General features: G+C 72.0%; 23 protein-coding genes. 11 read left to right on the forward strand and 12 right to left on the reverse strand.

What is annotated here, in order from left to right; genetic code table 11:
* Window positions 1–51 precede the first annotated feature (51 nt).
* A complete protein-coding gene (locus KM933_RS18320) occupies window positions 52–618 on the forward strand; it encodes a Rieske 2Fe-2S domain-containing protein (RefSeq protein WP_221353474.1) in 567 nt (188 codons plus the stop codon).
* Between the two features lie 339 nt (window positions 619–957).
* Here the strand turns inward: KM933_RS18320 and KM933_RS18325 are convergent, their stop codons facing one another.
* The 3 genes from KM933_RS18325 to KM933_RS18335 form a co-directional block, all read right to left on the reverse strand.
* Window positions 958–1,182: a hypothetical protein gene (locus KM933_RS18325; RefSeq protein WP_221353477.1), complete on the reverse strand. Its 225-nt coding sequence runs from the start codon at window positions 1,180–1,182 to the stop codon at window positions 958–960.
* Window positions 1,183–1,408: 226 nt separating this feature from the next.
* Window positions 1,409–2,707 (reverse strand): SpoIIE family protein phosphatase, encoded by a 1,299-nt coding sequence (locus KM933_RS18330; protein ID WP_221353478.1) that lies wholly within the window; start codon window positions 2,705–2,707, stop codon window positions 1,409–1,411.
* The gene (locus KM933_RS18335) at window positions 2,704–3,510 is read right to left on the reverse strand and encodes an alpha/beta fold hydrolase (protein ID WP_221353480.1); all 807 of its coding nucleotides are present in this window, start codon (window positions 3,508–3,510) and stop codon (window positions 2,704–2,706) included. Before KM933_RS18335 ends, KM933_RS18330 begins: the two co-directional genes overlap by 4 nt.
* A gap of 524 nt (window positions 3,511–4,034) precedes the next feature.
* Between KM933_RS18335 and KM933_RS18340 the strand changes: the two genes are divergently transcribed.
* Window positions 4,035–6,260 (forward strand): MMPL family transporter, encoded by a 2,226-nt coding sequence (locus KM933_RS18340; RefSeq protein ID WP_221353482.1) that lies wholly within the window; start codon window positions 4,035–4,037, stop codon window positions 6,258–6,260.
* 740 nt (window positions 6,261–7,000) lie between these two features.
* On the opposite strand, the gene KM933_RS18345 is transcribed toward KM933_RS18340, so the two are convergent.
* Window positions 7,001–7,921 carry an oxidoreductase gene (locus KM933_RS18345; protein ID WP_221353484.1) on the reverse strand — a complete coding sequence of 307 codons (921 nt, stop codon included), beginning with the start codon at window positions 7,919–7,921 and terminating at the stop codon, window positions 7,001–7,003.
* 158 nt (window positions 7,922–8,079) lie between these two features.
* On the opposite strand from KM933_RS18345, the gene KM933_RS18350 reads away from it, so the two are divergent.
* Entirely contained in the window at window positions 8,080–9,036 is a 957-nt protein-coding gene (locus tag KM933_RS18350) for a helix-turn-helix transcriptional regulator (protein ID WP_221353486.1), read from the forward strand.
* 58 nt (window positions 9,037–9,094) lie between these two features.
* Here the strand turns inward: KM933_RS18350 and KM933_RS18355 are convergent, their stop codons facing one another.
* Window positions 9,095–10,111, reverse strand: coding sequence for a LacI family DNA-binding transcriptional regulator (locus tag KM933_RS18355; protein WP_221353488.1), 1,017 nt, complete (start codon window positions 10,109–10,111; stop codon window positions 9,095–9,097).
* Between the two features lie 295 nt (window positions 10,112–10,406).
* Here KM933_RS18355 and KM933_RS18360 point away from each other — a divergent pair, with 295 nt between their 5' ends.
* The 4 genes from KM933_RS18360 to KM933_RS18375 all read left to right on the forward strand — a co-directional run bounded on the left by KM933_RS18360 (window position 10,407) and on the right by KM933_RS18375 (window position 15,351).
* Window positions 10,407–11,720, forward strand: a complete 1,314-nt coding sequence (locus KM933_RS18360) for an extracellular solute-binding protein (protein WP_221353490.1) — start codon at window positions 10,407–10,409, stop codon at window positions 11,718–11,720.
* Window positions 11,721–11,836: 116 nt separating this feature from the next.
* Window positions 11,837–12,826 (forward strand): carbohydrate ABC transporter permease, encoded by a 990-nt coding sequence (locus tag KM933_RS18365; RefSeq protein ID WP_430727339.1) that lies wholly within the window; start codon window positions 11,837–11,839, stop codon window positions 12,824–12,826.
* Between the two features lie 13 nt (window positions 12,827–12,839).
* Complete coding sequence (locus KM933_RS18370; protein ID WP_221353494.1) at window positions 12,840–13,781, forward strand: carbohydrate ABC transporter permease; 942 nt, start codon at window positions 12,840–12,842, stop codon at window positions 13,779–13,781.
* 112 nt (window positions 13,782–13,893) lie between these two features.
* A complete protein-coding gene (locus KM933_RS18375; protein WP_221353496.1) occupies window positions 13,894–15,351 on the forward strand; it encodes a GH1 family beta-glucosidase in 1,458 nt (485 codons plus the stop codon).
* Between the two features lie 88 nt (window positions 15,352–15,439).
* Here the strand turns inward: KM933_RS18375 and KM933_RS18380 are convergent, their stop codons facing one another.
* Window positions 15,440–16,000, reverse strand: a complete 561-nt coding sequence (locus KM933_RS18380) for a TetR/AcrR family transcriptional regulator (protein WP_221353498.1) — start codon at window positions 15,998–16,000, stop codon at window positions 15,440–15,442.
* 169 nt (window positions 16,001–16,169) lie between these two features.
* Between KM933_RS18380 and KM933_RS18385 the strand changes: the two genes are divergently transcribed.
* Both KM933_RS18385 and KM933_RS18390 read left to right on the forward strand, forming a co-directional pair.
* Window positions 16,170–16,772 carry a TetR/AcrR family transcriptional regulator gene (locus KM933_RS18385; protein WP_221353500.1) on the forward strand — a complete coding sequence of 201 codons (603 nt, stop codon included), beginning with the start codon at window positions 16,170–16,172 and terminating at the stop codon, window positions 16,770–16,772.
* Window positions 16,773–17,013: 241 nt separating this feature from the next.
* On the forward strand, window positions 17,014–18,285 hold the full coding sequence (locus tag KM933_RS18390; protein ID WP_221353502.1) for a cation:proton antiporter: 1,272 nt from the start codon (window positions 17,014–17,016) through the stop codon (window positions 18,283–18,285).
* On the opposite strand, the gene KM933_RS18395 is transcribed toward KM933_RS18390, so the two are convergent.
* A complete protein-coding gene (locus KM933_RS18395) occupies window positions 18,212–19,243 on the reverse strand; it encodes a LysR family transcriptional regulator (protein WP_308013448.1) in 1,032 nt (343 codons plus the stop codon). The two genes, KM933_RS18390 and KM933_RS18395, sit on opposite strands and share 74 nt — an antisense overlap.
* Window positions 19,244–19,510: 267 nt before the next feature.
* On the opposite strand from KM933_RS18395, the gene KM933_RS18400 reads away from it, so the two are divergent.
* Window positions 19,511–20,614 carry a M20/M25/M40 family metallo-hydrolase gene (locus KM933_RS18400; RefSeq protein WP_221353504.1) on the forward strand — a complete coding sequence of 368 codons (1,104 nt, stop codon included), beginning with the start codon at window positions 19,511–19,513 and terminating at the stop codon, window positions 20,612–20,614.
* Window positions 20,611–21,276: a hypothetical protein gene (locus tag KM933_RS18405; protein ID WP_221353506.1), complete on the forward strand. Its 666-nt coding sequence runs from the start codon at window positions 20,611–20,613 to the stop codon at window positions 21,274–21,276. Before KM933_RS18400 ends, KM933_RS18405 begins: the two co-directional genes overlap by 4 nt.
* A 59-nt stretch (window positions 21,277–21,335) precedes the next feature.
* On the opposite strand, the gene KM933_RS18410 is transcribed toward KM933_RS18405, so the two are convergent.
* From KM933_RS18410 to KM933_RS18430, 5 genes are all read right to left on the reverse strand, one after another.
* Entirely contained in the window at window positions 21,336–21,608 is a 273-nt protein-coding gene (locus KM933_RS18410) for a hypothetical protein (RefSeq protein ID WP_221353507.1), read from the reverse strand.
* Between the two features lie 276 nt (window positions 21,609–21,884).
* Window positions 21,885–22,310: a DUF3618 domain-containing protein gene (locus KM933_RS18415; RefSeq protein ID WP_221353509.1), complete on the reverse strand. Its 426-nt coding sequence runs from the start codon at window positions 22,308–22,310 to the stop codon at window positions 21,885–21,887.
* Window positions 22,307–22,678 (reverse strand): phage holin family protein, encoded by a 372-nt coding sequence (locus KM933_RS18420; RefSeq protein WP_221353511.1) that lies wholly within the window; start codon window positions 22,676–22,678, stop codon window positions 22,307–22,309. The genes KM933_RS18415 and KM933_RS18420 overlap by 4 nt, the downstream gene beginning before the upstream one ends.
* Window positions 22,679–22,935: 257 nt before the next feature.
* Window positions 22,936–24,027: a YihY/virulence factor BrkB family protein gene (locus tag KM933_RS18425; RefSeq protein ID WP_221353513.1), complete on the reverse strand. Its 1,092-nt coding sequence runs from the start codon at window positions 24,025–24,027 to the stop codon at window positions 22,936–22,938.
* Window positions 24,028–24,146: 119 nt separating this feature from the next.
* Window positions 24,147–25,010 (reverse strand): PIG-L deacetylase family protein, encoded by an 864-nt coding sequence (locus tag KM933_RS18430; RefSeq protein WP_221353515.1) that lies wholly within the window; start codon window positions 25,008–25,010, stop codon window positions 24,147–24,149.
* Window positions 25,011–25,014: the final 4 nt, after the last annotated feature.

The following is a 25,014-nucleotide window of genomic DNA, read 5'->3' on the forward strand; positions in this document are numbered from 1 at the left end:
AGGTGTGCGTTCCGGGCGCGGAAGGCGCAAACCAAGGACAGAGGTACAGAAGTGACGTTACATCAGGAAAATCAGGTCCGTGATGCGGCGCCGCAGCGTCGGCTCAGGGGGAGAGCAGTACCGGCGGAAGGCGACGGAGGTGTTTTCAGTGAGACCTGGTTTCCGGTCCGTCTGAGTTCCGACGTCCCGGCGCGAGGCGTGCACGGCTGCGATTTCCTCGACGGACGCGTGGTCGTTTCGCGCGACCGTCACGGGGAGATCCGGGTGTTCGGTGCGTACTGCCTGCACGTGGGAGCGGACCTGTCGATCGGGCAGGTCACCGACTCCGGCAACATCCGGTGCGCGTTCCACGGCTGGGAGTACGACGGCGGGAGCGGGCGGTGTGCGTATCTTCCGTCAGGTGACCCGGTCCCGCCCCGTGCTTCGCTCTACCGGTTCCCGGCCGTCGAGCGGTACGGCATCGTTTTCGCCTTCAACGGCTTGGAGCCGCGCTTCTCCATCCCGGACTTCGACCACCCGGAGGACTCCTTGGTCCTGAGGTCGGGAACCTTCCCCGACCGGTTCTCCGTCGATTCATGGGTCAGTCGATTCATGGGTCATCTGCGCGAACACCCCTGATCTGCTGCACATCACCGAGCTGCATCGGTTCGACATGCGCAACGATCCGTACGAGGACGTCACCTGGCAGGACTACTCGGCCACCTTCCCCATCCATGCGTCGACTCCGGCCGGGTCCGTTCTCGACCGCGGCGGCCGCGCCGAGTCCGCGGTGGGCGCACAGCGAGGTGCCTCCGGCCGGGGCGGAGGGCACGGAGGCTGCTCGTGCCGCGCGCCCCGCCGTGCAACGCGGAAGCGCCCTCCTCCCGTGAGCGGATCACGGAAGGAGGGCGCCCGTCGTGCCGGCGATCGGGCCGCCCCGGGGAAGACCACTCCCGGGGCGGCCCGTTTCCCGGCCGGTCAGTCCGAGATCTCGAACTCCGGAGCCTCGCCGACCCAGTAGGACTCCGCGCATCCGCTGCCCCAGCTCGCCGAGCTGTCCTCCGCGTGCGCGAACTGGCCGCAGATACGGAAGCCGCCCTCGTTGTGGGACTCGTGGTGCTCGTCGGCGAGGGCCGAACCCGCGCCGCCGAGGACCGCGGTGAGGGCGAAGACGCCGGCGGAGAGGATGGTACGCACGCGCATGGTTGCTCCTGATGGAGAGGTGATGGACACACGAACGGGAGGTACTGCTACGCGATCGCGCATCCTCGCCGCTCTTGCACTCATGATCACGGCGCGAGTGCCGACAGCACGTCTTCCTCACCCGAACGTGGGCGATGTGCGGGACGTTTTCGCGCGGACGGCCCATGCCCGGCCCATGCCCGGCCCATGACGGCCGGGCGTGGCGCGCTCCGGCCGCCGGGGCCGGTCAGCCGTTCCGGTCGTGTCCGTGCCCGGCGGCGGGGTGGGCCGGGACGCCGAGGGCGAGCAGGGCGGTGTCGTCGTCGAGACCGTCACCGAAGCCGTCCAGCAGACCGGTCAGGGCCTCCATCACGGTGTGCGGCGGCTCGCCGGCGTGGCCGGCCAGGAAGGCGCGCAGGGCCTCGTCCCCGTACAGGCCGGTGCGGTCCTCGCCGGTGCGTGCCTCGGTCAGGCCGTCGGTGTAGAGCAGGAGCGTGTCGCCGGGGCCCAGGGTGGTGGTGGCGGTGACGAAGCGGGCGGCGGGCAGGACGCCGACGATCAGGCCGCCGGGAGTGGGCAGGAAGTCGGTCCTGCCGTCGGCGCGCAGGACGAGGGCCGGCGGATGCCCGCCCGCGGCGAGGTGGACGGCGACCTCTCCGCTCGCGGGGTCCGGTTCGAGCAGGCCGAAGACGACGGTGCAGTAGCGCGGGTCGTTGCCCGTGTACCGCTCGTGGAGGGCCGTGTTCAGGGTTCTGAGGGTGGCGACGGGGTCGGGGTCGTGCAGTGCGGCCGTACGCAGGGTGTAGCGGGTCAGCGAGGTGAGGGCGGCGGCCTGGGGGCCCTTGCCGCACACGTCTCCGAGGAAGAAGGCGAAGCGCTTGCCGTCGACCGGGAAGAGGTCGTAGAAGTCACCGCCGAGCTGGTCGTGGGAGGCGGCGCGGTAGTGGACGGCCGCTTCCACGCCGGGCACCGGCGGCAGGGTGGTGGGCAGGAGCGACTGCTGCAGCACGGCGAGGGCGTCCTGGAGCCGGGCGCGGTCGGCCTCGGCCCGCCTGCGCGCCTCCTCGGCCGCCCTGCGGGCCCGCAGCAGCTCCTCCTCGTAGGCACGGCGGTCCCGGGCGTCGAAGACCGTGGTGCGGATCAGCAGCGGTTCGCCGGTGCTGCCGTGCTTGACGACGGAGGTGACCAGTACGGGCAGCCGGCCGCCACCGGCCTGTCTGATGTCGAGGGCTATGCCCCTGACCTCGCCCTGCATCCGCAGCAGGGGTGCGAAGTGCGTCTCGTGGTAGAGCCTGCCGCCCGCCGTCAGCAGATCGGTGAACCGCATCCGGCCCACCACCGACTCCGGCTCCAGGCCGATCCAGTCCAGAAGAGTGCCATTGATCTTGGCGATGGTGCCGTCCATCAACGTGGACAGGTAGCCGCACGGCGCGCTCTCGTACAGTTCCTCCGCGCTGCCCTCCAGCAGCGCGGCGAACGTCGCGTTCGGCGTCTCCTCCTCGTCGGCGCGGTGCGGGTCGGGCTGCGACCCGGTGCGGCACGTCATCGCAGGCCCGCCAGGAAACCGGTGATCGCCTCGTTGGTGGCCTCCGGTGCCGACAGGTGCGGGCAGTGCCCGGTGGCATCGAGTGTGACCAGGGCCGAACCGGGGATCGCGGCATGGACGAAGGCCCCGACCTCGCGCGGGGCGATGGCGTCCTGGGTGCACTCCAGCACCAGCGTCGGCACCTGTACGCGCTTCAGGTCGTCCCGTGAGTCCGAGGTGAAGGTGGCGTGGGCGAAGACACGCGCCATGTCCGGGTCGGTGGCGCAGAAGCTGTTCGTCAGCTCCTCGCCCAGTTCGGGCCGGTCCGCGTTCCCCATGATGACCGGTGCCATCGCCGCCGACCAGCCCAGGTAGTTCGAATCCAGGGAGACCAGCAGCTCGTCGATGTCCTCCTTGCTGAAGCCGCCCCGGTAGCCGTCGTCGTCGTCGATGTACCGCGGGGACGGGGCGACCATCACCAGCGCCCCGATGCGCTCCGGGGCCAGGTCGGCTGCCAGCACCCCGATCATCGCGCTGACCGAGTGCCCCACGAACACCGCGTCGCGCAGATCGAGTGCCTCGCACACCTCCACCACGTCCCTGGCGTACCCGTCGAGCGTGGCGTAACGGGCCTCCGTGAACGCTGACAGGTCCGAGCGGCCCGACCCCACGTAGTCGAACAGCACCACCCGGTGGTCCTCGACGAGCGCGGGCACGGTCAGCCGCCACATGTTCTGGTCGCAGCCGAACCCGTGAGCCAGTACCACCGTCGGTCCCAGCGGGTTGCCTGTGACAGTGACGTTGTTCCTGCGCTCGATATCCATACCCGCCACTCTCTCAGACCCGGCCCGCCTCTCCCGCACGACGCCGAATCCCCCGACCCCTCACACGCGCCCTTCACCGCCTGCGCATACGGCCCGGGCCCGGAGCCACGGCGGGGGTGTACCCAGCACCACCCCAGACCTGGGTCATACGCCCAGTGTGCGGTCGCCGGACGGTGCGTAGTTTCGTGCTTGTGGCACAGAGAGTGTCCGACCGGAAGGAACGACCATGCCTCGTCGCAGGAGCAGGACCGGACCCGGCAGGAGCGGGGCAGCCCCCGGTCCGGCCGGGGTCACCCGGGTCCGCGGGACGGCCGGGAACGCCGTGACCGCTCCCGGCGCGCATGGTGGGCGCCAGGCAGGGAGCCCCGCGACTTCCGTGGTCCCGTGACGCCGGCCACGGCGCACGGAGCCCCGTGCCGCCGCCCGTCCGGCTGACGGCCGAACCAGCCCCACGGCCCGGCCCTGGAACCCGGCCGAGCCCGTCCCCCATGACCTGATCCACCCCCAGACCGGGAGTACACCCAGTGGCCACGTTTCTCTACAAACTAGGACGGTTGGCGTTCCGGCGCCGTATCTACGTCGCTCTCATATGGGTGGCGATGCTGGTCCTCTCCGGCGTCGGTGCCGCGTCCGCGCCCACCTCGGGATCCAGCTTCGCCATCCCGGGCACGGAGGCGCAGAAGGCCTTCGACCTGATCGACGAGCGCTTCCCCGGCAGCAGCGTCGACGGAGCGGTCGCCCGGGTCGTCTTCAAGGCGCCGGACGGCGAGACGATGACCTCGGCCGGGAACCGGGCCACGGTCGAGAAGGTCGTCAAGGCGTTGCCGGCGGGTTCGGACCAGGTCGGGCAGGTCGTCGACCCGTACGCGGCGAACGCCGTCTCCGAGGACGGTTCGACGGCGTACGTCGCGGTCTCGTACAAGGTCACCACGCTGGAACTGACCGACGACACGCGCACGTCGCTGGAGGACATCGGGGCCGACGCGCGGAAGTCCGGCCTGACCGTCGAGATCGGCGGTGACGCGCTCCAGGCCATCCCGGCCGCCGGGGCCACCGAGTCCATCGGCGTCGCCGTGGCCGCGATCGTGCTCATCATGACCTTCGGCTCCCTGATCGCCGCGGGTCTGTCGCTGCTCACCGCGCTCATCGGCGTCGGGATCAGCGTCTCGGTCATCGCCACCCTGGCCAGCGCGATGGACTTCGACTCCACCACCAGCGTCCTCGCGATGATGATCGGCCTCGCCGTCGGCATCGACTACGCCCTGTTCATCGTCTCCCGCCACCGGGCGGAGCTGGCGGAGGGGCACGAACCCGAGGAGGCCGCCGGACGGGCGGTCGGGACGGCGGGATCCGCCGTGTTCTTCGCGGGCCTCACCGTCGTCATCGCGCTCGTCGGGCTCGCCGTGGTCAACATCCCGATGCTCACCAAGATGGGCCTCGCCGCCGCCGGCACGGTCGCCATCGCCGTCCTGGTCGCGCTCACCCTCGTGCCGGCCGTGCTGGGCTTCGCGGGCAGGCGCATGCTGGGCAAGAAGGCACGCAAGAAGCAGGAGCGCGAGCGGCTCGAGCCCCACGCCAAGCCCAACATGGGCACCCGCTGGGCCCGTTTCGTCCTGCGCCGCCCCGCCGCCGTGGTCCTCGTGGGAGTCGTCGGCCTCGGCGTCGCCGCGGTCCCGGCGGCCTCGCTGGAGATGGGCCTGCCCGACAACGGCTCGCAGCCGACCAGCACCACCCAGCGCAAGGCGTACGACCTGCTCTCCGACGCCTTCGGACCCGGCTTCAACGGCCCGCTGGTGGTCGTCGTGGACCTCAAGGGCGACGACAACGGGCAGCAGACGGTCGGTCAGGTCTCCGACGCGGTGAAGAAGGTCAAGGACGTCGTCGCCGTCACCCCCGCCACCTTCAACGAGGCCGGCGACACGGCGATGCTCACGGCCGTCCCGAAGGACCGCCCCTCGTCGGTGAAGACGGAGGACCTGGTCCACGCCGTCCGTGACGCGGGCGGCGAGGTCGCCTCGGACAACGGGGTGAAGGTCCTGGTCACCGGCGCCACCGCGCTGAACACCGACTTCTCCCAGAAGATGAACGACGCGCTGCTGCCCTACCTCGCGGTCGTCGTGGGTCTGGCGTTCCTGCTGCTGATGCTCATCTTCCGGTCGATCCTGGTCCCCCTCAAGGCGGCCCTCGGGTTCCTGCTCTCCGTCGTCGCCGCGCTCGGCGCGGTGGTCGCGGTCTTCCAGTGGGGCTGGCTCTCGGACTTCTTCGGCGTCGAGCAGACCGGTCCGATCATGTCGATGGTGCCGATCTTCATGGTGGGTACGGTCTTCGGTCTCGCCATGGACTACGAGGTCTTCCTGGTCACCCGGATGCGTGAGGCGTACGTCCACGGGGAGCAGCCGAAGCAGGCGATCACCACCGGCTTCCGGCACGGGGCGCGGGTCGTCACCGCCGCCGCGGTGATCATGATCGCGGTCTTCGCGGGCTTCTCCGGCTCCACCGAGTCCATGATCAAGCTGATCGGCTTCTCGCTGGCCGTCGCGGTCTTCTTCGACGCCTTCGTGGTCCGTATGGCCATCGTCCCCGCGGTGCTCGCGCTGCTCGGGGACAAGGCGTGGTGGCTGCCGCGCTGGCTCGACCGGCTGCTGCCGAACGTGGACGTGGAGGGCGACCAGCTCCGCAAGTCACTGGCGGAGGAAGCGCGCCGTCCGGGTCCCGACCAGGACTGGGACAGGGGGATGGCGCAGGTCTGACGAGCTGTCACACCGATCGCCGGACGGGCCCCGCGGCCCGTCCGGCGATCGGCGCGTATGAGGACGGCCGCGCGGCTCACGGGCCGCGCGGCACGGCGTCTTCGGCCGGGGCGGTCGTGATGACCGCGGTCAGGACTTCGCCGAGTTCCGGGGAGAGCGGCGGAAGCCGCTCCGGGTCGGGCCCGGGCGGGGTGGTGTTCGGCCCGGACGCGCGACGGCGGCCCCGGACGAGTCCGCCAGCGCCTCGGCGGTCGCCGCTTCGCCGTCCAGCCGGCGGGACACGGCCCACGGCCAAGAGCAGCCGGAGTCCGGCTACCCACCCCCACCGGTACCGGAACGGCCAGCGGCAGGTGCGGTGCGGGCCGGGGCAGCCGCACGGACTCCTTCCCGGCCTGCCGGACGGCGTCCGTATGGCCCCGCATGGCGGGGCGGCCGGACGGACAGCTCCTTCGGCCGGCCCGCCCCGGGTGTCGGGCGGTCGGAGCCGTCACAGTGCGTCGTCGGCCCGCCCGCCGACCGGATTTCCCGGCCGGCCGTCATCCGACGCGCGCACACCGCTCACCGCTCCTCGGAGCCGAGCCGGAGCCGAGCCCGGCCCGATGTGTTCCCCCGCGAACCCGCCGGACCCGGACCTCGGACTCCCGCCGGCCTGCCTCCGGTCTCCGGTCCCCGCGAACGCGCGGGACCCCGGGGGCCGACCGGGACACGGCAGCGGCCGGACCGGGTGGGCACACCGGCGCTCACGGGTGACCGACGCCGGTCAGCTCCTCGGCGGCGGCCCACAGCTTCTCCCCGCACACGGGGTCGGTCGCCTGCGGATCGGGCTCCGTCATGGCGACCGGGCCGCGGATCTCCCGGAAACCGGACGGCCCGTAGAGCCGGCCGCCGTGCACGCCGGGCGCGGTCGCCGCGTGCAGCTGTGCCCGCGCGCCCTCCTGGACCGGGCGGAAGGCCCGCTGTGTCATCCGGTCGACGGCCCGCGTGAGGGCCCCGTACTCCTTGAACGCCCGCGGGCTGAGGTTGGTGCGGCAGATCCCGGGGTGGGCGACGACGCTGACGACGGGCGAGCCGGCCCGTTCCAGACGGCGGTGGAGTTCGAAGCCGTAGACGGTGCAGGCCAGTTTGGAACGGGCGTAGGCCCGGCGGGGTTTGAAGTCGTTCCGCGACATCAGGTCGTCGAAGTCGAGACGCGCGCCCCGGTGGGCGGTCGAGCTGATGCTGACCACACGCGCGCCGTCCGCACGGCCGAGGGCGGCGAGCAGCAGGCCCGTGAGCGCGAAGTGGCCCAGCATGTTGACGCCGAAGTGGGCCTCGAACCCGTCCTCGGTGGTGCGGCGCGGGCCGAGGTGCAGCACACCGGCGTTGTTGACCAGGAGGTCGACCGCCGGGAAGTCGTCGGTCACGCCCTTCGCGAAGGCGCGTACGGAGTGGAGCGAGGCCAGGTCGAGCAGGCGCGCCTCGATCTGGGCGCCCGGTACGGCCCGCCGGATGTCGGCGACCGCCCGCTCCCCGGCCGCGGTGTCGCGTACGGCCATCACGACCTCTGCCCCGCTGCGGGCGAGTTCCGTCGCGGTGACCAGGCCGAGTCCGGAGTTCGCGCCGGTCACGACGGCGACCCGACCGTGCTGGCCGGGGATGTCACGTTCAGTCCATTCGGGCATGGCCGAGTCTCCAGGGGAATGATGTGCACGGCTGGGGAAGGGGGTGCACGGCTGCTCGGCGACAACGGTAGGAGCGGACCGGCGACCTGCGGTCGCACTCCTTTCCCTAGGAGTGCCAGACCTACCTTCGGCCCGTGCCGTACCCGCACACTGTCCGTATGTCTGCCGACCACCCGTTCGCCCGTGAACTCGGTGACTTCCTCCGCGCCCGGCGCGGCCGGCTGCGCCCGCAGGACGTCGGACTGGAGCCGGGCCCCCGGCGCAAGGTCACCGGGCTCAGACGTGAGGAGATCGCGCTGCTGGCCGGGCTGAGCACCGACTACTACCAGCGCATGGAACAGGGCCGCGACGTGCGGCCCTCCGACAACGTGCTCGACGACCTCGCCACCGCGCTGAGCCTCGACGACGACGAACGCCGGCACCTCTTCGCACTCGCCCGGGGGGCACGCCGGCCGCAGCGCGTCCGCAAGCGCCGTGCCCCCGAACGCGTACCGGCCGGCACCCGGCACCTGCTGGACGTCATGAACACCCCCGCGGTGGTGCTCGGCCGCCACCTCGACCTGCTCGCGTGGAACACGCTCGCCGAGGAGTTGTTCGGCGACCCGGACCAGCAGCCGCCGGAGCACCGCAACATGCTCACCTCGCTGTTCCACGACCCCGAGACCCGGATGCGCTGCCCCGACTGGGAGGCCACCGCGCTCCAGTACATCGGTATGCTGCGCGTCGCCGTCGCCGCCGACCCGACGCACCCGCGGGCCACCACGCTCATCGGCGAACTCAGCATCCACAGCGCGGACTTCCGGCGGCTCTGGGCCCGGCACGAGGTACGCGAGACGGTGCACGGGACGAAACTGTTCCGGCACCCCCAGGTCGGCGAGATCAAGGTCGAGTGGGGCAGCTACCCGCTGCCCGGCAGTCCGGGCCCGCTCATGTTCGTCTACACCGCCGAGCCCGGCACCCCGGACGCCGAACGGCTGCAGCTGCTGGCCTCGCTGCGGGCCGCCCGTACCCGGCACGAGGGGCGCGCGGAGCCCGCCGGGGGAGCGGAGTCCGTCAGAGGAGCGGAGCCCGCCGGGCGCGAGGGTCGTGCGGCGGCCGACGGACGGCCGCTCTGACCCGGGGTACCTGAACGGTGCCGTCCCGTTCGGCCGTCGCGGACGGCGTCCGCGGCCCCTACGAGGATTCCCGCACCACGAGTTCCGTGGGGAGGACGACGTGCCGGCGCGGCCCGTCCGGATCGCCGATCTCCTCCAGGAGGATGTGCGCGATCCGGTTGCCGATCTCCTCGACCGGCTGGCGCACGCTGGTGAGGGAGGGGTTCGTGTGCCGGGCGATGATGGAGTCGTCGAACCCGACCACCGCCACGTCGTCCGGCACGGCGCGCCCCTGTCTGCGCAGCTCCACCAGTGCCCCCGCGGCCATGACGTCCGAGGCGACGAACACCGCGTCCAGCGACGGGACTTGTTCAAGGAGTGAACGCATCGCGGCCTCGCCGCCCTCCTCGGTGAAGTCGCCCGATGCCACGAGACGGTCCGATGTCTCGTGGTCCGCCTTCTCCAGGGCCTCGCGCCAGCCCTGGAGCCGGCTGCGCGACACGTCCATGTCGACGGGACCGGTGATCGTGGCGATGGTGCGCCGCCCCCGCGCCAGCAAATGGCCGACGGCCGCCGCCGCTCCGCCCGCGTTGTCGGAGTGCACGTGGCTCAGCGACTCGGCGGGAGAGCGGCGCCCGGCGAGCACCGTGGGCAGCCCCATGTCCTCCAGCAGGCCGGGCAGCGGGTCGTGCTCGTGGACCGAGACCAGGAGCACGCCGTCGACACGCCGTTCGGCCACCGACTCGGTGAGCTGGTCCCGCTCGGCCTGGTCGCGCACGAGCACCAGTTGCAGCTGCATCCGTGTCCTCGCGAGCGCCGTGCTGACCCCCCGGATCACCGCCGAGAAGTAGGGCTCGGAGCCCAGTCTGCTCTCCGACTCGGGGATCACCAGGGCGATGGAGTTCGTCCGGCTCGTCACGAGCCCTCGGGCGACCGAGTTCGGTACGTATTTCAGCTCGGCGATGGCGGCCAGCACCGCCTCCCTGGCCTTCTCGCTGACGAGTTCGGAGCCGTTGATGACTCGTGAAACCGTGGTGCGCCCCACTCCGGCACGCGCGGCCACGGTCTTGATGGTCGGGCGCTGCCTGGCCCCCATGACTCCTCCTCGCTCGCGTGCTGCCCGTACGGCCGCCACCTGCGCATTGTGCCAGACCTGCGGAGAGCGTCCGCGGGATCCGCGGGTGGGGTCCGCGAGGGGGTCGCGACATCTTCCTGCAACGAAGTGGTTTCAACTTCTTGACAGCGGCCTTTCACGGCAGCCAGGCTTCGGGCTTCCAGGTGGGTACGTTCCCATCGTCGTTTGGGAACGTACCCACCGGACAAATCGGGCTCGCGGAGCGGACCGTGCGGCTCGAACTCCGGTGCGTCAGCGCCGCCGCTAGGAGGACGAAATGGGCAAGGCCCGAAGGAAGTTGCGTACGAAGGCCGTGGCCGCCGTATCGGTCGTGTCGGCTCTCGGTCTGGTCGTGGGCTGCGGAGGCAGCGACGACGGGGGGACCGGCGGGGGGAAGAAGGACGGCAAGACCACCATCACCATGGGGCTCTTCGGTGTCATGGGCTTCAAGGAGACCGGGCTGCTCGACAAGTACATGGAGGAGAACCCGGACATCGTCATCAAGGCGGACGTCGCGGGCGACGAGCAGACGTACTACACCGCCCTGCAGACCCACCTGGCCGCCGGCAGCGGGCTCAAGGACATCCAGGGCATAGAGATCGGCCGGGCCAAGGAGCTGTCCGACACCCAGAAGGACAAGTTCGTCGACCTGGCCGGCGCGGCCGGGACGGACCACTTCCTCCCCTGGAAGCAGAGTCAGGTCACCACCGGGGACAAGAAGGTCATCGGCCTCGGGACCGACATCGGCCCGATGGCGGTCTGCTACCGCAAGGACCTGTTCGAGAAGGCCGGTCTGCCCACCGACCGCGAGGAGGTCGCCGAGCTGTGGGAGGGCGACTGGTCGAAGTACGTCGCCGCGGGCAAGGAGTTCAAGAAGAAGTCCAAGGGCGACGAGGTCGCCTTCATGGACAGCTCCAGCGGCCTGTTCAACGCCATGATCTACGGCAACTCCCAGCAGTTCTACGACAAGCAGGGCAAGCTCGTCTACGGGAGCAACCCCGTCGTGAAGGACGCCTGGAAGCTGGCCTCCGAGGCCGCCACGTCCGACCTGACCGCCAAGCTCCGCCAGTTCCAGCCCGGCTGGGACCCCGGTCTGGCCAACAGCACCTTCGCCACCACCGTCTGCCCGGCGTGGATGCTCGCGCACATCAGCGAGAAGGCCGGGCCGAAGAACAAGGGCAAGTGGGACGTGGCCAAGGCCCCCAAGGGCGCCAACTGGGGCGGATCGTTCCTCGGCGTGATGGAGAAGAGTCCCGTCAAGAAGGAGGCGCAGGAGCTCGTCGCCTGGCTCACCGCGCCCGAGCAGCAGGCGTTCCTCTTCAAGAAGATCGGCAACTTCCCCTCGTCGCAGACCGCGCTGGAGAAGCCCGAGGTGGTGGACGCCAAGTCCGACTACTTCAGCGGCGCACCCATCGGCCAGATCTTCGGAGCCGCGGCCAAGGAGATCCCCGACGAGCAGGTGCTCGGCCGTAAGGACGGCACCATCAAGGACATCTTCTCGCAGGGCCTGACCCTCATCGAGGCGCAGAACAAGAGCCCGGAGGAAGCGTGGGAGACCACGGACAAGCGTATCGAGAAGGCCGCCGGCTGACCTCGGGCAACCGTCGCCCACCTCCGCAGCAGCCCGGCGCCCCACGCGCGGCCCGTGTGGGCCGCCGGGCCCTGCCCGCCCCTCCCATCCTCCAGGAAGGATGCCTTCCGGTGGCCATCTCCACCTCGACACCCCCGGACGGTGCGCCCGGCACCGCTCCGTCGGACGGCACCGGCACCGGCACGGAGCGCGAGCGCCGCAGCACACTGCTGCACCGCCTCGACGTGCGCGGCGCCCCGTACGCCTTCGTCGCCCCCTTCTTCATCGTCTTCGCCGCCTTCAGCTTCTACCCGCTGATCTACACCTCGTGGATCTCCCTGCACCGCGTCGAGCTGTCGACCCTGAACCTCATGGAGTGGGTCGGCTTCGACAACTACACGGCCCTGTGGGACGACGACCGCTTCTGGAACGCGCTGCTGAACACGTTCACCATCGGCGTCCTGTCGACCGTGCCGCAGCTGCTGATGGCCCTCGGGCTGGCACACCTGCTCAACTACCGGCTGCGCGGCTCCACGTTCTTCCGCGTCGCCGCCCTGACACCCTACGCCACGTCGGTGGGCGCCGCGGCCCTCGTGTTCACGATGCTCTTCGAACGCGACTTCGGCATGATCAACTGGATGCTGAGCCTGGTCGGCGTCGACAACATCGACTGGGAGAACAACAAGTGGGCCGCGCAGACGGCCATCTCGACGATCGTCATCTGGCGCTGGACCGGCTACAACGCACTGCTCTACCTCGCGGCCATGCAGGCGATCCCGCGCGACCGCTACGAGGCCGCGGCCATCGACGGCGCCTCGCGGTGGCAGCAGTTCCTCAAGGTCACCGTCCCGGGCATCCGCTCCACCATCGTGTTCACCATCGTCCTGTCCACGATCGGTGCCACCCAGCTCTTCGGTGAACCCCTGATCTTCGGCCAGGGCCCGAACGGCATCACCGGCGGAGCGGACAACCAGTACCAGACGCTGGGGCTGCTGCTGTACGAGGAGGGCTGGAAGAACTACCAGATGGGCCGGGCCGCGACCGTCGCCTGGGCCATGTTCCTGCTGCTCATCGTCGTGTTCGTCGTCCAACGAATCGTCAGGCGCGTCCTCGCGCGCAGGGCCTGACCGGGAGATCCCCATGACCACAGACAGCATCCCGGTCCGGACCGGGGACGCCCGTCCCGAGACCGCGCGCGAGGTACGCAAGAGCCCTCCGCCCGGCAAACGGAACCGGCAGCTGTTCCGGCACCCCGGTGCCGGACGCCAGCACCACGCGGGTCCCGTCGCCTACATCCTGCTGGGGATCGCGGCGCTGTTCTCGCTCTTCCCGCTGTACTGGACGATGGTGGCGGCGTCGACCGACAACACGCGCGTCACCCAGACGCCCCCGCCGTTCCTGCCCGGACCCCACCTCCTGGAGAACCTCGGCAAGGCATGGCAGGACGCCGCGCTGGGCAAGGCCATGCTCAACAGCCTGATCGTGGCCGGCGTGATCGCCCTGTCCACGGTGCTGTTCGCCACCCTCGCCGGCTTCGCCTTCGCCAAACTGCGCTTCAAGGGCCGCAACGTCCTGCTCATGCTGGTGATCGGCACGATGATGGTGCCGCCCCAGCTCGGCGTCGTACCGCTGTTCATGATGATGACGGAGCTGGGCTGGGGCCAGAAGCTGCCCGCCGTCATCTTCCCCACGCTGGTCAGCGCCGTCGGGGTGTTCTTCATGCGGCAGTACCTGTCCGAGGCACTGCCCGACGAACTCGTCGAGGCCGGGCGGGTGGACGGTGCGCACTCCCTGCGCATCTTCTGGAGCATCGTGCTGCCCATCGCCCGGCCCCCCATGGCCGTCCTGTTCATGATCACGTTCGTGCACGCCTGGAACGACTTCTTCTGGCCGTTCATCGTGCTCGACATGACCAACCCGACGGTCCCCGTCGCGCTCACCCAGCTCAGCGCGGGATACGTGCGCGACCAGTCGCTCATCATGGCGGGCGCCCTGCTCGGCACGCTGCCCCTGCTCGCCCTGTTCGTGGTCTTCGGCCGCCAGATCGTCGGCGGGATCATGCAGGGCGCCGTCAAGGGATGAGTGCCCCGCCGGTCCCCCCTTCCCGCGGCCCGCCGGCCTCCCTTCCCGCGGCCCGCCGTCCGCGCCGAGCCGCTCCGCCCCTCCCGCCCGCAGTACATCTGGAAGGACTCACGTGACCACCGCTACCCGACGTGTCGCGCCCGCCCCGGAGAACACCATCCCCGTCCGGTTCCCGCAGGGATTCACCTGGGGCACGGCGACCGCCGCGTACCAGATCGAGGGCGCCGCCACCGCGGACGGCCGCACCCCCTCGATCTGGGACACCTACTCGCACACACCCGGCAGGGTGCGCAACGGCGACACCGGCGACGTGGCCACCGACCACTACCACCGCTGGCGCGAGGACGTCGCGATCATGGCCGACCTCGGCGTGAGCGCGTACCGGTTCTCCCTGTCGTGGCCGCGGGTGCAGCCGACCGGCCGCGGCCCGGCCGTCCAGAAGGGGCTCGACTTCTACCGGGCCCTGACCGACGCCCTGCTGGAGAAGGGCATCGAGCCGGTCGTCACGCTCTACCACTGGGACCTGCCGCAGCACCTGGAGGACGCGGGCGGCTGGCCCGAGCGCGTCACCGCCGACCGGTTCGCCGACTACGCCACCCTCGCGGCCCGGGCGCTGGGGGACCGGGTGAGCACCTGGATCACCCTCAACGAGCCCTGGTGCAGCGCCTTCCTCGGATACGGCTCCGGGGTGCACGCCCCCGGGCGCACCGAACCGGTCGCGGCCCTGCGCGCGGCACACCACCTCAACCTCGCGCACGGGAAGGCCGTCCAGGCCCTGCGCGCCGAACTGCCCTCCCGCGCCCAGGCGTCCGTCACGCTGAACATCCACCACGTCCGCGCGCTGACCGAGGCCGCCGAGGACCTGGACGCGGCCCGCCGGATCGACGCGCTGGCCAACCGCGTCTTCACCGGCCCGATGCTGGAGGGCCGGTACCCGCAGGACCTCCTCCAGGACACGGCCGGCCTCACCGACTGGTCCTTCGTGCAGGACGGCGACCTCGCCACGATCCACCAGCCGCTGGACTTCCTGGGCGTCAACTACTACACGCCCACCGTCGTCTCGGCCGCCACCGACGGGGCCGGCCACGGCTCCGACGGCCACGGGGCCAGCGAGCACAGCCCCTGGCCGGGCGCCGACCGGGTCGCCTTCCACCGTCCCCCGGGCTCCACCACCGCGATGGGCTGGGCGGTCGACCCGAGCGGTCTGTACGACCTGCTGATGCGGCTCAAGGCGGACTTCCCGGCGATGCCGCTGATGATCACCGAGAACGGGGCGGCGTTCGACGACTACGTCAACCCGGAGGGCGAGGTGACCGACCCCGACCGCATCGCCTACCTCCACGGGCACCTGGCGGCCGTGCAGCGGGCGATCCTGGCCGGCGCGGACGTGCGCGGCTACTTCCTGTGGTCCCTGCTGGACAACTTCGAGTGGGGCTACGGCTACAGCAAGCGCTTCGGCGCCGTGTACGTCGACTACCCGACCGGCAAGCGCATCCCCAAGGCCAGCGCCCGGTGGTACGCCGACGTGGCCCGCACCGGCACGCTGCCGGACGGCGGCGCGAACCGGTGAGCCCGGCCCGGTCCGGCAGGTCGTGGGCGCACACACCCGCGACCGGCCGACCGGGGTCCGCTCCCGGAGGCTGCCCCACCGGGGCTTCCTACCGGGTCCGCAGGCCGTCGACGATGACGCCGAGCATGCGCCGGCCGCGGTCCGGGCACACGGGCCCGTCGTCCGCCCGCCACAGGGACGACCCCAGGCGCAGGATCTCGTCGGCTCCGGCGTCCGGCCGCACCTGCCCCGCCTCCTTCCCCGCTTCGAGCAGCAGGTCCAGCGCGGCGACGAGCGGCGGATGGTGCCGCCCCGCACGCGTGGCGGCGTCCACGGCCAGGGACACCGCACCACGGCCGTGACCGTCGTGAGCGTCCAAGGTCAGCCGCTCGAACCAGAGGCGGAGCGCCTCCAGGGGGCCGTACGCGTCCAGCAGGCGCGGCGCGGCGGCGACGAGCACCTCCAGCTCGTCCCGGTAGACGGCCAGCAGCAGGGCCTCGCGGTGGGGGAAGTGGCGGTACATCGTGCCCTGGCCGACGCAGGCCGCCTTCGCCACCGCCTGGAGGGTCGCGGAGGGGTCGTCGGCGAAGACCGCACGCGCGGTCCCGACGATGCGGGCGCGGTTCTCCCGGGCGTCCGAGCGCGGGGCGCGCCGAGGGGGTCGGATCATGCGACGCCTTCCGTTCCGGTCCACGGCATGCCTGCCGCGCGCACGCTTCCCGCGCGCATGTCGCCGCGGCGCGGTCCGGGACACGGGCGGGTGCCCGCGACCGTCCGTCGGCGCCGCCATTCTTATCTTCTTGTTGGCTGGATGACAAGTTTGTTGTAGGGTCCGTGCCATGACCACCGCCCGCCGCACCCAGAAGCAGCGCCGTGAAGAGGCCGAGGCCGCGCTGCTGCACGCCGCCGCCGAACTGGTCGACGAGCAGGGGGTGGGGGCACTGACGCTGGCGCGCGTGGGTGAGCGGGCCGGTTACAGCCGCGGGATCGTGACCCACTACTTCGGGTCGAAGCAGGCACTGGTCGAACACCTGGCGCGCTCGGCCCAGGCCGGATTCGTCCCCGGCCTGGAGGGCCTGCCGCCCGGCCTCGACCGGCTGCTGCGACTGATCGACGGCTACATCGGGGAACTGGGCCGCATGGGCGTGCTGAACAGGGTCTTCCTCAAGCTGTGGACCGAGTCCGCGTCCGCGCCGGACCTGGCCCCCGTCTTCCGTGAGCGCGACGAGGCGTTCCTCGCGGACCTGGAGGAGGATCTCGCCGCCGGTATCGCCGAGGGCGCGATCCGCGCCGACGTGGCGTCCGGCCCGACCGCGCTCGCGGTCGTCGCGCAGCTCCGGGGCATCGGTATGCAGCGGCTGGTCGATCCCGGACGCGTCGACACGGAGCTGCTGCGGGCCCACGTCACGGGACACTGGCGCCGGGCGCTGACGCGCGCCTGAGCCCCTGTACCGCTGAGCTGCCGGGCTCCTGGGTCGCTCATCAACCCGTTCATGGGCTCATGCCACCCGATGCGTGTGATGTCGGCATCGCATTGCCCTACCGCCTACGGGGTACGCGGGCCGGGGGCATGATCGCTGCCGCCACCTGCGGACAGGTGACCGTACGGCGGTGCCGGGCCCCGGTTCCGCGCGGCGCGCGCGGAGCCGCTCGGTGGCGTGGTGGAAGGACGGGCACAGAGCAGTGACGATGGCCGATGGACTGTTCGCATGCATAGGGGTGGGCGCGCTCGGCGCGGCGGTGCTGCCGCGGCTGGTGGCGGGGCGGCCGCTCTCGCTGCCCCTGGTGTTCCTGGTGGGCGGCATCGCCGTGTACCTGCTGCCCCTGCCTCTGCCCGAGATCGATCCGGTGGACGACCGGCTGCTGACGGAGCACATCACCGAGATCGGTGTGCTCATCGCGTTGATGGGGGCCGGGCTGGCGCTCAACCGGCCGGTCGGCCGACGGCGCTGGGGCACGACCTGGCGGCTGCTGGGCGTGACGATGCCGCTGACCGTCGTGGTCACTGCCCTCGTGGCGTGGTGGCTGCTGGACTGGCCGCCGGCCGCCGCCCTGCTGCTGGCCGCCGTGCTGGCCCCGACCGATCCGGTGCTCGCCTCGGAGGTGCGGGTGGGCGAGCCGACCGAGGACGAGGACGACGAGGACGAGGTGCGCTTCGCCCTCACCAGCGAGGCGGGCCTCAACGACGGGCTCGCCTTTCCCCTGACGTACGCGGCGGTGGCACTGGCCGCCGCCGCGGGCAGTGGCTGGTCGACGGACTGGGTCGGCACCTGGGTGCTGGAGGACGTCGCCTTCAAGTGCGTCGTCGGTGTGCTGGGCGGACTGCTGGCCGGACGGCTGCTGGGCTGGCTGTTCTTCCGGCCCCGCTCGCCGGAGCTGCGCCTGTCCGAACACCGGGAGGGCTTCGTCGCCCTGGGCGCCACCTTCCTGTCGTACGGGCTGACCGAGGTGGTGGGCGGCTACGGCTTCCTCGCCGTGTTCACCACCGCCTGCACGATCCGGGCGGCCGAGCGCGCCCACGGCTTCCAGAACATCCTGCACGACTTCGTGGAGCAGATAGAGCGTCTGTTCACCGCGGCGGTGCTGTTCCTGCTGGGTGCCTTCATCGCGCTGGGCGGCCTCGCCGCCCTGACCTGGCAGGGCGCCGTCACGGCCCTGGTGGTGCTCCTGGTGATCAGGCCGCTGTCCGGATGGGCCGGGCTGCTGGGCAGCCGGCTGGGGAACAAGGAGCGGTGGGTGGTCGCGGGGTACGGCATCCGCGGCATCGGGTCGCTGTACTACCTGGCGTACGGACTGGGTCAGCACGCCTTCCCGGTGCCGGAGCGGGAGTTGTGGGCGGTGGTGACGTTCACCGTACTGGTCTCGGTCGTCCTGCACGGCGTCACGGCGGGACCGGTGGTGTCCCGCCTCGACAGGCTGCAGACGGACTCGTCCCCGCAGCAGGAGAGCGCGTGAGGGAAGGGGCGGGTACTCCGGGCCCGCCCCCGTCGGCCGGGCGGGGGCCCGCGGGACCCGCGGGAGGGGTCCTTCGGCGAACCGCCTCGCGCAGCGACTCCCGCAGTTCCAGTGCCGCCGGCAGGGGGTCGGCGGGCAGGGCCACGTGGACGGTACGGCGCAGGGAGGGGTCGTCGAGCCGGCGCAGGACGAGTCCGTCCGGGACGGCCCGGGCGGCCAGCGAGGGGACCAGTGCCACGCCGAGTCCGGCGGCGACGTAACCGAACTTCCCCGCCCACTCCGCGATCCGGATGATCTTTCGCGGAGCGAAGCCCGCGCGGGCGCAGGCGTCGGCGAGGGTGGTCGGACGATCGCCGTACGCGCTCTGCAGCCACGCCTCGTCGCGCAGTCCGCGCAGGCCGACCACCGCGGATCCGGCCAGGCGGTGCTCGCGCGGGAGGGCGACGAGCAGTTCGTCCTCGCACAGCTCGGTCGTGGTGACGCCGTCCGCCGACGGCAGCCCGGAGGGGTAGTCGCTGACGACGGCGAAGTCCAGCGCCCCTTCCGCCAGACGCCGCACCAGCGTGCCGGTCGGGCCCTCGACCGCGACGACCTCGACGTCCGGCCTGGTCCGCCGCAGCCCGCGCAGCGCGGCGGGCACCACCTCGATGTGGGCGGTGGCGAACGCGCCGACGTGCAGCAACCCGCCGTGCCCCGCATGCAGTACGGCCAGTTCCCGCTCGGCCCGCGCCATCCGGTCGAGCACCTCCAGCGCGTGCCGGTGCAGCACCCGCCCGGCGGGATTCAGCCGTACGCCCCTCGGCAGCCGCTCGAACAGGGGCCCGCGCGCCTGCTGTTCCAGCGCGGCGATCCGCCGGGACACCGCGGACTGCGTGTAGTCGAGCCGGACGGCGGCGTGCGTGAAGGACCCGGTCTCGGCCACCGTCACCAGCAACCGCAGCGCGTCGATCTCGAACACGGTCTCCCCACCCCCGCCGTCCAGGACTTCACGGGCATCGCCGTCCGGCCCGGACACATTCGCTCGACGCATGAATGCCATGCGATCCAGTCGCTGGTGTCATGCCTCGCCCGACCCTAACGTCTATCGCGCGGCGGCGCACCGGAGGGGAGCGCGCCGCCGCGCCGATCGTCCACGAGAGGTGAAGGGGGAAACCGTGCTGTCGCGAGGAAGAGACGGATCGGGGCGGGGCCGGTGAACCGGGGGTCCTCACCCGCCCTGCCGGCGATGCTGACCGATCTGGAGAAGCTCGTCAGGTGCGAGTCCTTCTCGGCCGACCACGCCGCGGTGGCGCGCAGCGCCGAGGCGGTCGGCGCCCTCGGCGCGAGACTGCTGGGAACCGGGCCGGAGTGGATCGTCGTCGAGGGGGTGACCCATCTGCGGTGGGTCTTCGGCGCCCCGCGGGTGCTGCTGCTGGGGCATCACGACACGGTGTGGCCGGTCGGTTCGATCGAGGAACGGCCCTGGTCGGTGTCCGGCGGGACGGCCCGGGGGCCGGGGGTGCTGGACATGAAGGCCGGTCTGGTGCAGATGTTCCACGCGCTCGCCCTGCTGCCGTCCCCGGACGGGGTGTGCGTGCTGGTCAACGGCGACGAGGAGGTGGGCTCCCCGACCTCGCGGGAACTGGTCGAGGAGGCGGCCGCGGAATGTGCGGCGGCCTTCGTGCTGGAGGCGTCCGCCGACGGGGAGGGCGCGCTCAAGACCGCCCGCAAAGGCACGTCACGGTACGAGGTGGTGGTGCACGGCAGAGCCGCCCACGCCGGGCAGGAGCCGGACAAGGGGGTCAACGCCGCCGTCGAGGCCGCGCACCAGGTGCGGGCCCTCGTGGGTATCGGGGCCGCGGTGGACGTCGCCGGCGCGGCCCATCCCGTACTGGGGACCCCCACGGTCACCCCCACGCTGCTCACGGCCGGCAGCACGCGCAACACGGTGCCCGCGCAGGCGCGGGTGTCGGTGGACGTACGCGTACCGACGGCGGCCGCGCAGGAACGCGTCGACGCGCTCATGCACGCCCTCACGCCCCGCCACCCCGGCGCCCGGCTGGAGATCCTGGGCGGCCCGGAACGTCCGCCCATGGAACCGGCCTCGTCCGCCCGGCTGTTCGCCCTCGCCGGGAGCCTCGCGGCGGAACTGGGCCAGGAACCGCCGCGGGCGGCCGCCGTCGGCGGCGCGTCGGACGGCAACTGGACCGCGGCCGCGGGCTGCCCGACGCTGGACGGCCTCGGCGCGGTGGGCGGGGGCGCCCACGCCGCCACCGAGCACGTCGACATCGCGCGGATGGTTCCCCGCACCCTCCTGCTGGCCCGCCTCGTCACCAGGACCCGGGGATGAACCGGCCCGCGCGTCGTCTGCCGCCCGTCGGCGCCCTGCTGCTCGGCGCGGTCACCGCCGCGGCGCTGGGCGCCTGCTCGGACCACCCGCGGGCCACGCCGGCGGCCGGCCCGGCCCCGGCGCGGACCTCGACACCCGCACCGGTTCCGACGTCCGCACGGACTCCGGCCCCCGCGTCGACGCCGGGGCCGGCGGACAGCGCCACGGCGACCACCCGGCCGCCGCTGACGGCCGATCCCTCCTACATCGCGAACAACGTCGTCCTGTGGTGGAGATCGGGTGGCGAGACGGAACTCATCAGCGTGATCGACGGAGCAGCCCACGTTCAGGACCTCCGCACCAGGAACGGCTGGACATACGATTTCGGCCGGTTCTTCGACAGCCTCGACCGGGCCCGCGCGTACGGTCCCGTCCCCGACCGCAGGACCCAGGCATCCTGGGCGGCCGCTCTGAGGCAGCTCGACGACGGGGCGGGCGACGTGTACCGCGCGAACCGGCACGGCATGAGCGGGCGGACGCGGAGCCCCGGCGAGGTGAGACTGGAGAACCGGGGCTGGAGGAGGATCGGCGCAGGCGTCGAGCAGCTCAAGGCGACCGAGAGGCGACTCCACCGCGCCTTCGCTCTCGTCCCGCGCGCCGATGCCTGGCAGCTCTCGCCGTGACGGGGCACATCGGCCGGGTGGTGCAGGCGGTGCGGACGGGCAGGGTGGGGCGGTTGGCTCTACTTGCCGGGGGGAAGCTGGTCGTGCAGCAGCTTCCAGTACCGGTGGACGTGCTTCTCGGCCTCTTCCAGGGCGGCGCGTTCGTCCACGGAGAAGGACTCCGCCAGGGGCTCGGCACCGGGCGCGGTACGGCGCCACGGTGCACGGGCCGAGCTCGCGTCGTACCGCCGGCCCTCGCGGCGCGTGAGACGGGTGGCGGTCCAGCGCAGCAGAAGGACCAGGCCGGTGGTACCGCCCGCTATCAGAGCGGGTGTCACATGACGAGCAGGCATGATCATCGTCCTTTGCGGAGGGGTGGCGGCGGCCGGTGCGCGCGGCCCGGCCGGGCGAGGACCCGGCGGACGCCGTGCCGCCCACGGCCACCGTCACCGTCGCCACCACTTCGCCCGGGGCCAGGACCTCGGGGCGACGTCGGACGCGTCCTCGTCACGGTCGGGGGCCGCGGCACGCCGGTGCGGACGGGTCACGTGCCGGCGCACCGCTGAGTGCGCCGAACACGGGGCCGACCGGCGTGCACGCCACCTCCGGGGCCTTCGGGAACCGCTCTCCTACTTCTGCCTGCGACGCAGCAGCACGTAGGCCACCAGCACCACGGCACCGGCGGTGAGCAGGGTCTTGCGGTTGTCGCGCACGGGCTCGGGCGCCTTGTCCTGCCACATCTGCCCGGCCTGCCCGGCCTTGGCCTTGACCTGGTCGGCGGCCACGGCGGCCTTCTCCTTGACCGGGTCCGGCAGCTTCTCCTGGACCAGCTGGGCGGCCTGGGACGCCTTCGCCTTCGCCTGACCGCTCAACTCGGCGGCCTTCGCGGCCGTCTGCTCCTTGAGGGCGACCGCCTTCTCCTGGGCGCGGGCCTTCACGTCGGTCTTCTCGGCGAGCGCCTGAACGGTGTCGCCGAGCTCGTGACGGGTCTGCTCGATCTGCTCCCGCAGCTGTTCAGGGGTCGCGGGGGGATCCTCGTGGGGCGGCTGGGTCATCGCTTCGCACTCTCCTTGATCTCGGCCACGTCGGCCTTCACACTGTCGATCGTTCGCTCAGGTGTCGGCGGTGCGGCCTGGCTGACCTGCTTCTTTCCGGTTATTGCCAGGACGGCGGCAATCACACCCAATACCACCGTGACAATCAGTGCCGCCGCCCACACCGGCAACGGCACCGCCAGGGCGGCGATCGCGGTCGCGACCAGCGCCTCCAGGGCGAGGAATCCGAACAGGCCGGCGCCGCCGAACAGACCGCCGCCCTTGCCGTACCGCTTGCCCTTCTCCTTCATCTCCGCCTGCGCCAGACGCATCTCACCGCGCACCAGCTCCGTCAGCTGCTGCGATGCGCGCTGCACCAGCTCACCCACCGGTTCGTCCCCGGAGCTGTGGCTGCGGCCGGAACCCGTGGGGTACGGCTGCTGACTCGACACAGCGATCACCACCTTCAACCCGTCTCGTGCGTGTGCCGGCCAGGCAGGACTCGGTGCCTGGCCGCTCGGTGAGCGCGAGTACCCCGATCAGGGCAAAGTGTGCCGAGTCGACGGCGCGGATTGCGGCGCAGGAGCCGGGGCGCGCACGCGGCTCCCGGGACGCCACCGTGCGGCCGCACGGCACGGCACCGGTTTCAGGTCCCGTCCGTGCGGTCCATCCGCCGTCGGTCCTGCTCGTCCCACTTGCGGGTGTCGCGCGGCTGTGTGTACGGCTCCGCCTCCGGCGGGTGCCCTCCGGCGATGGCCCGCTGACGTGCCGTCTCGGCGTCGAACTCCAGACCCAGCAGGATCGCCAGATTCGTGATCCACAGCCAGATCAGGAAGATGATGACGCCTGCCATGGTGCCGTACGTCTTGTTGTACGAGCCGAAGTTGGCCACGTAGAACGCGAAGCCGGCGGACGCCGCCAGCCAGATCACCAGGGCCAGGAGACTGCCCGGCGTGATCCACCGCCAGCCGAGCACCTTGGCGTTGGGGGTCGCCCAGTACAGGATCGCGATCATCAGGACGACCAGGACGACCAGGACGGGCCACTTGGCGATCGACCACACCGTCAGGAAGGTCTCCCCGAGCCCCAGGACGTTCCCGGCCCGCCGGGCCAGTCCGCCGGAGAAGACCACGATCAGCGAGCTGATCACGGCTATCACCATCAGGACCAGGGTCACTCCCAGGCGGACCGGCAGGATCTTCCAGACGGGCCTGCCCTCGGGGATGTCGTAGACCGCGTTCGCCGCCCGGATGAACGCCGCCACATAACCCGAGGCCGACCACAGGGCCAGGACCACACCGGCGATCGCCACGACCGAGCCCGTACCGGAACTGTTCTGCAACTGCTCGACGGCCCGGGTGATGATGTCCCGGCTCGCGCCGGGGGCGAGCTGTCCGACGTTCTCCAGCAGCTTGTCCGTGGTCGACCTGCCCGCGAGGCTCAGCAGGGACACCAGCACCAGCAGCGCCGGGAACAGCGACAGTACGGTGTAGTACGTCAGGGCCGCCGCGCGGTCGGTGAGGTCGTCGTCCTTGAACTCGCGCAGACTGCCCTTCAGCACGGCGCCCCACGATCCCGACGGAAGCTTCGCGGGCGAGTCCGGCGCGGCCCGCTCGACCTCGGGTCCCGGGCCCGCCTCCTGCGACGGCGGGCGGTCGTCTGAGGAGGCGGGCCCGTGCCGCGCCGGACGCCGGTGTTCGGTATGGTCGTTCCGGTCGGGAATGTACGGATCTGTCATGGGGTCCGAGTAACCCGTCGAGGTTGTTCGAAGAGTGGCGGCCGACGGGAATGCGCCCTGCGCCCCCTGTGTCACCGGCTGTGAGCGGTCGGGTGGCGGCTCCGGAGCGCGGCGGTGGGTCATCGCCTTCGGGCGTCCGCCTCGGCGGTGTCCCGAAGCCGGTCCGATGCCCGGTGCAGCATCTGCCGGGCCGTCCGTCCGGCTCGCAGCGTCTCGCCGTGGACGAACGGCGCACCCGCGCGCGCGGCCTCGGACCGGGCCAGGGCGGACAGCACCGCGCCCGCGCGCCCGGGACCGCCGAACTGGAAGCCGAGCTGAGTGGTGTAGCACCGCGCCGCGGCGGTCTTGGCTGCCAGGACGGCACCGATGTCGGCGGTCACCTCGGCGGTGTCCCCGGGCGCGCCCCGCCCTGGCGCACCGGTGGAGTCCGGCCCCCGTACGACGTAGGGCGCGTCGCGCCACCAGCCGACACGCGGGAGCGGCGCGGCGGCGGTGACCGCCCGGACGGTGAGCAGGTGGTCGACGTGGTCCCCGATCCCCAGGGGGGCCAGGACCAGGTCCGCCGACGCCACGTGGGGGACGAGCAGCCGCACCAGGTCCGACTCCGCCGTGTCGCCGGGACGGGGCGGCGTGAAGAGCTCCGCCGCGCTGCCGTAGCCCCGGTGCGGGGCCTCGGCCAGGGGGAGGTGCACCGGAGGGCGCGTGCCGAGTGCCCGCTGGGCGGCGCGGTCCTCGGCGCGGCGCAGGGCCATGTAGTCGACGTCGGCCGGCAGCCCCTTGTCGAGCTGGGTGGACAGGGCGAACGGACCGGGGTCCTCGACCGACGCCGTGAAGCAGGTGACGACCCACACCCGCCAGCCCGCCCGGGCCAGGAGCGCCAGGACGCCTCCGGCGGAGAAGACCGCGTCGTCCAGGTGCGGGCTGACGGCCACGGCCGCAGGGGCGCCCGGCGCGGGCGCGGGCACGGACGGGAAAGCGGGCACGGGC

This window comes from Streptomyces beigongshangae, assembly GCF_019710745.1.
Classification (GTDB): Bacteria; Actinomycetota; Actinomycetes; order Streptomycetales; family Streptomycetaceae; genus Streptomyces; species Streptomyces beigongshangae.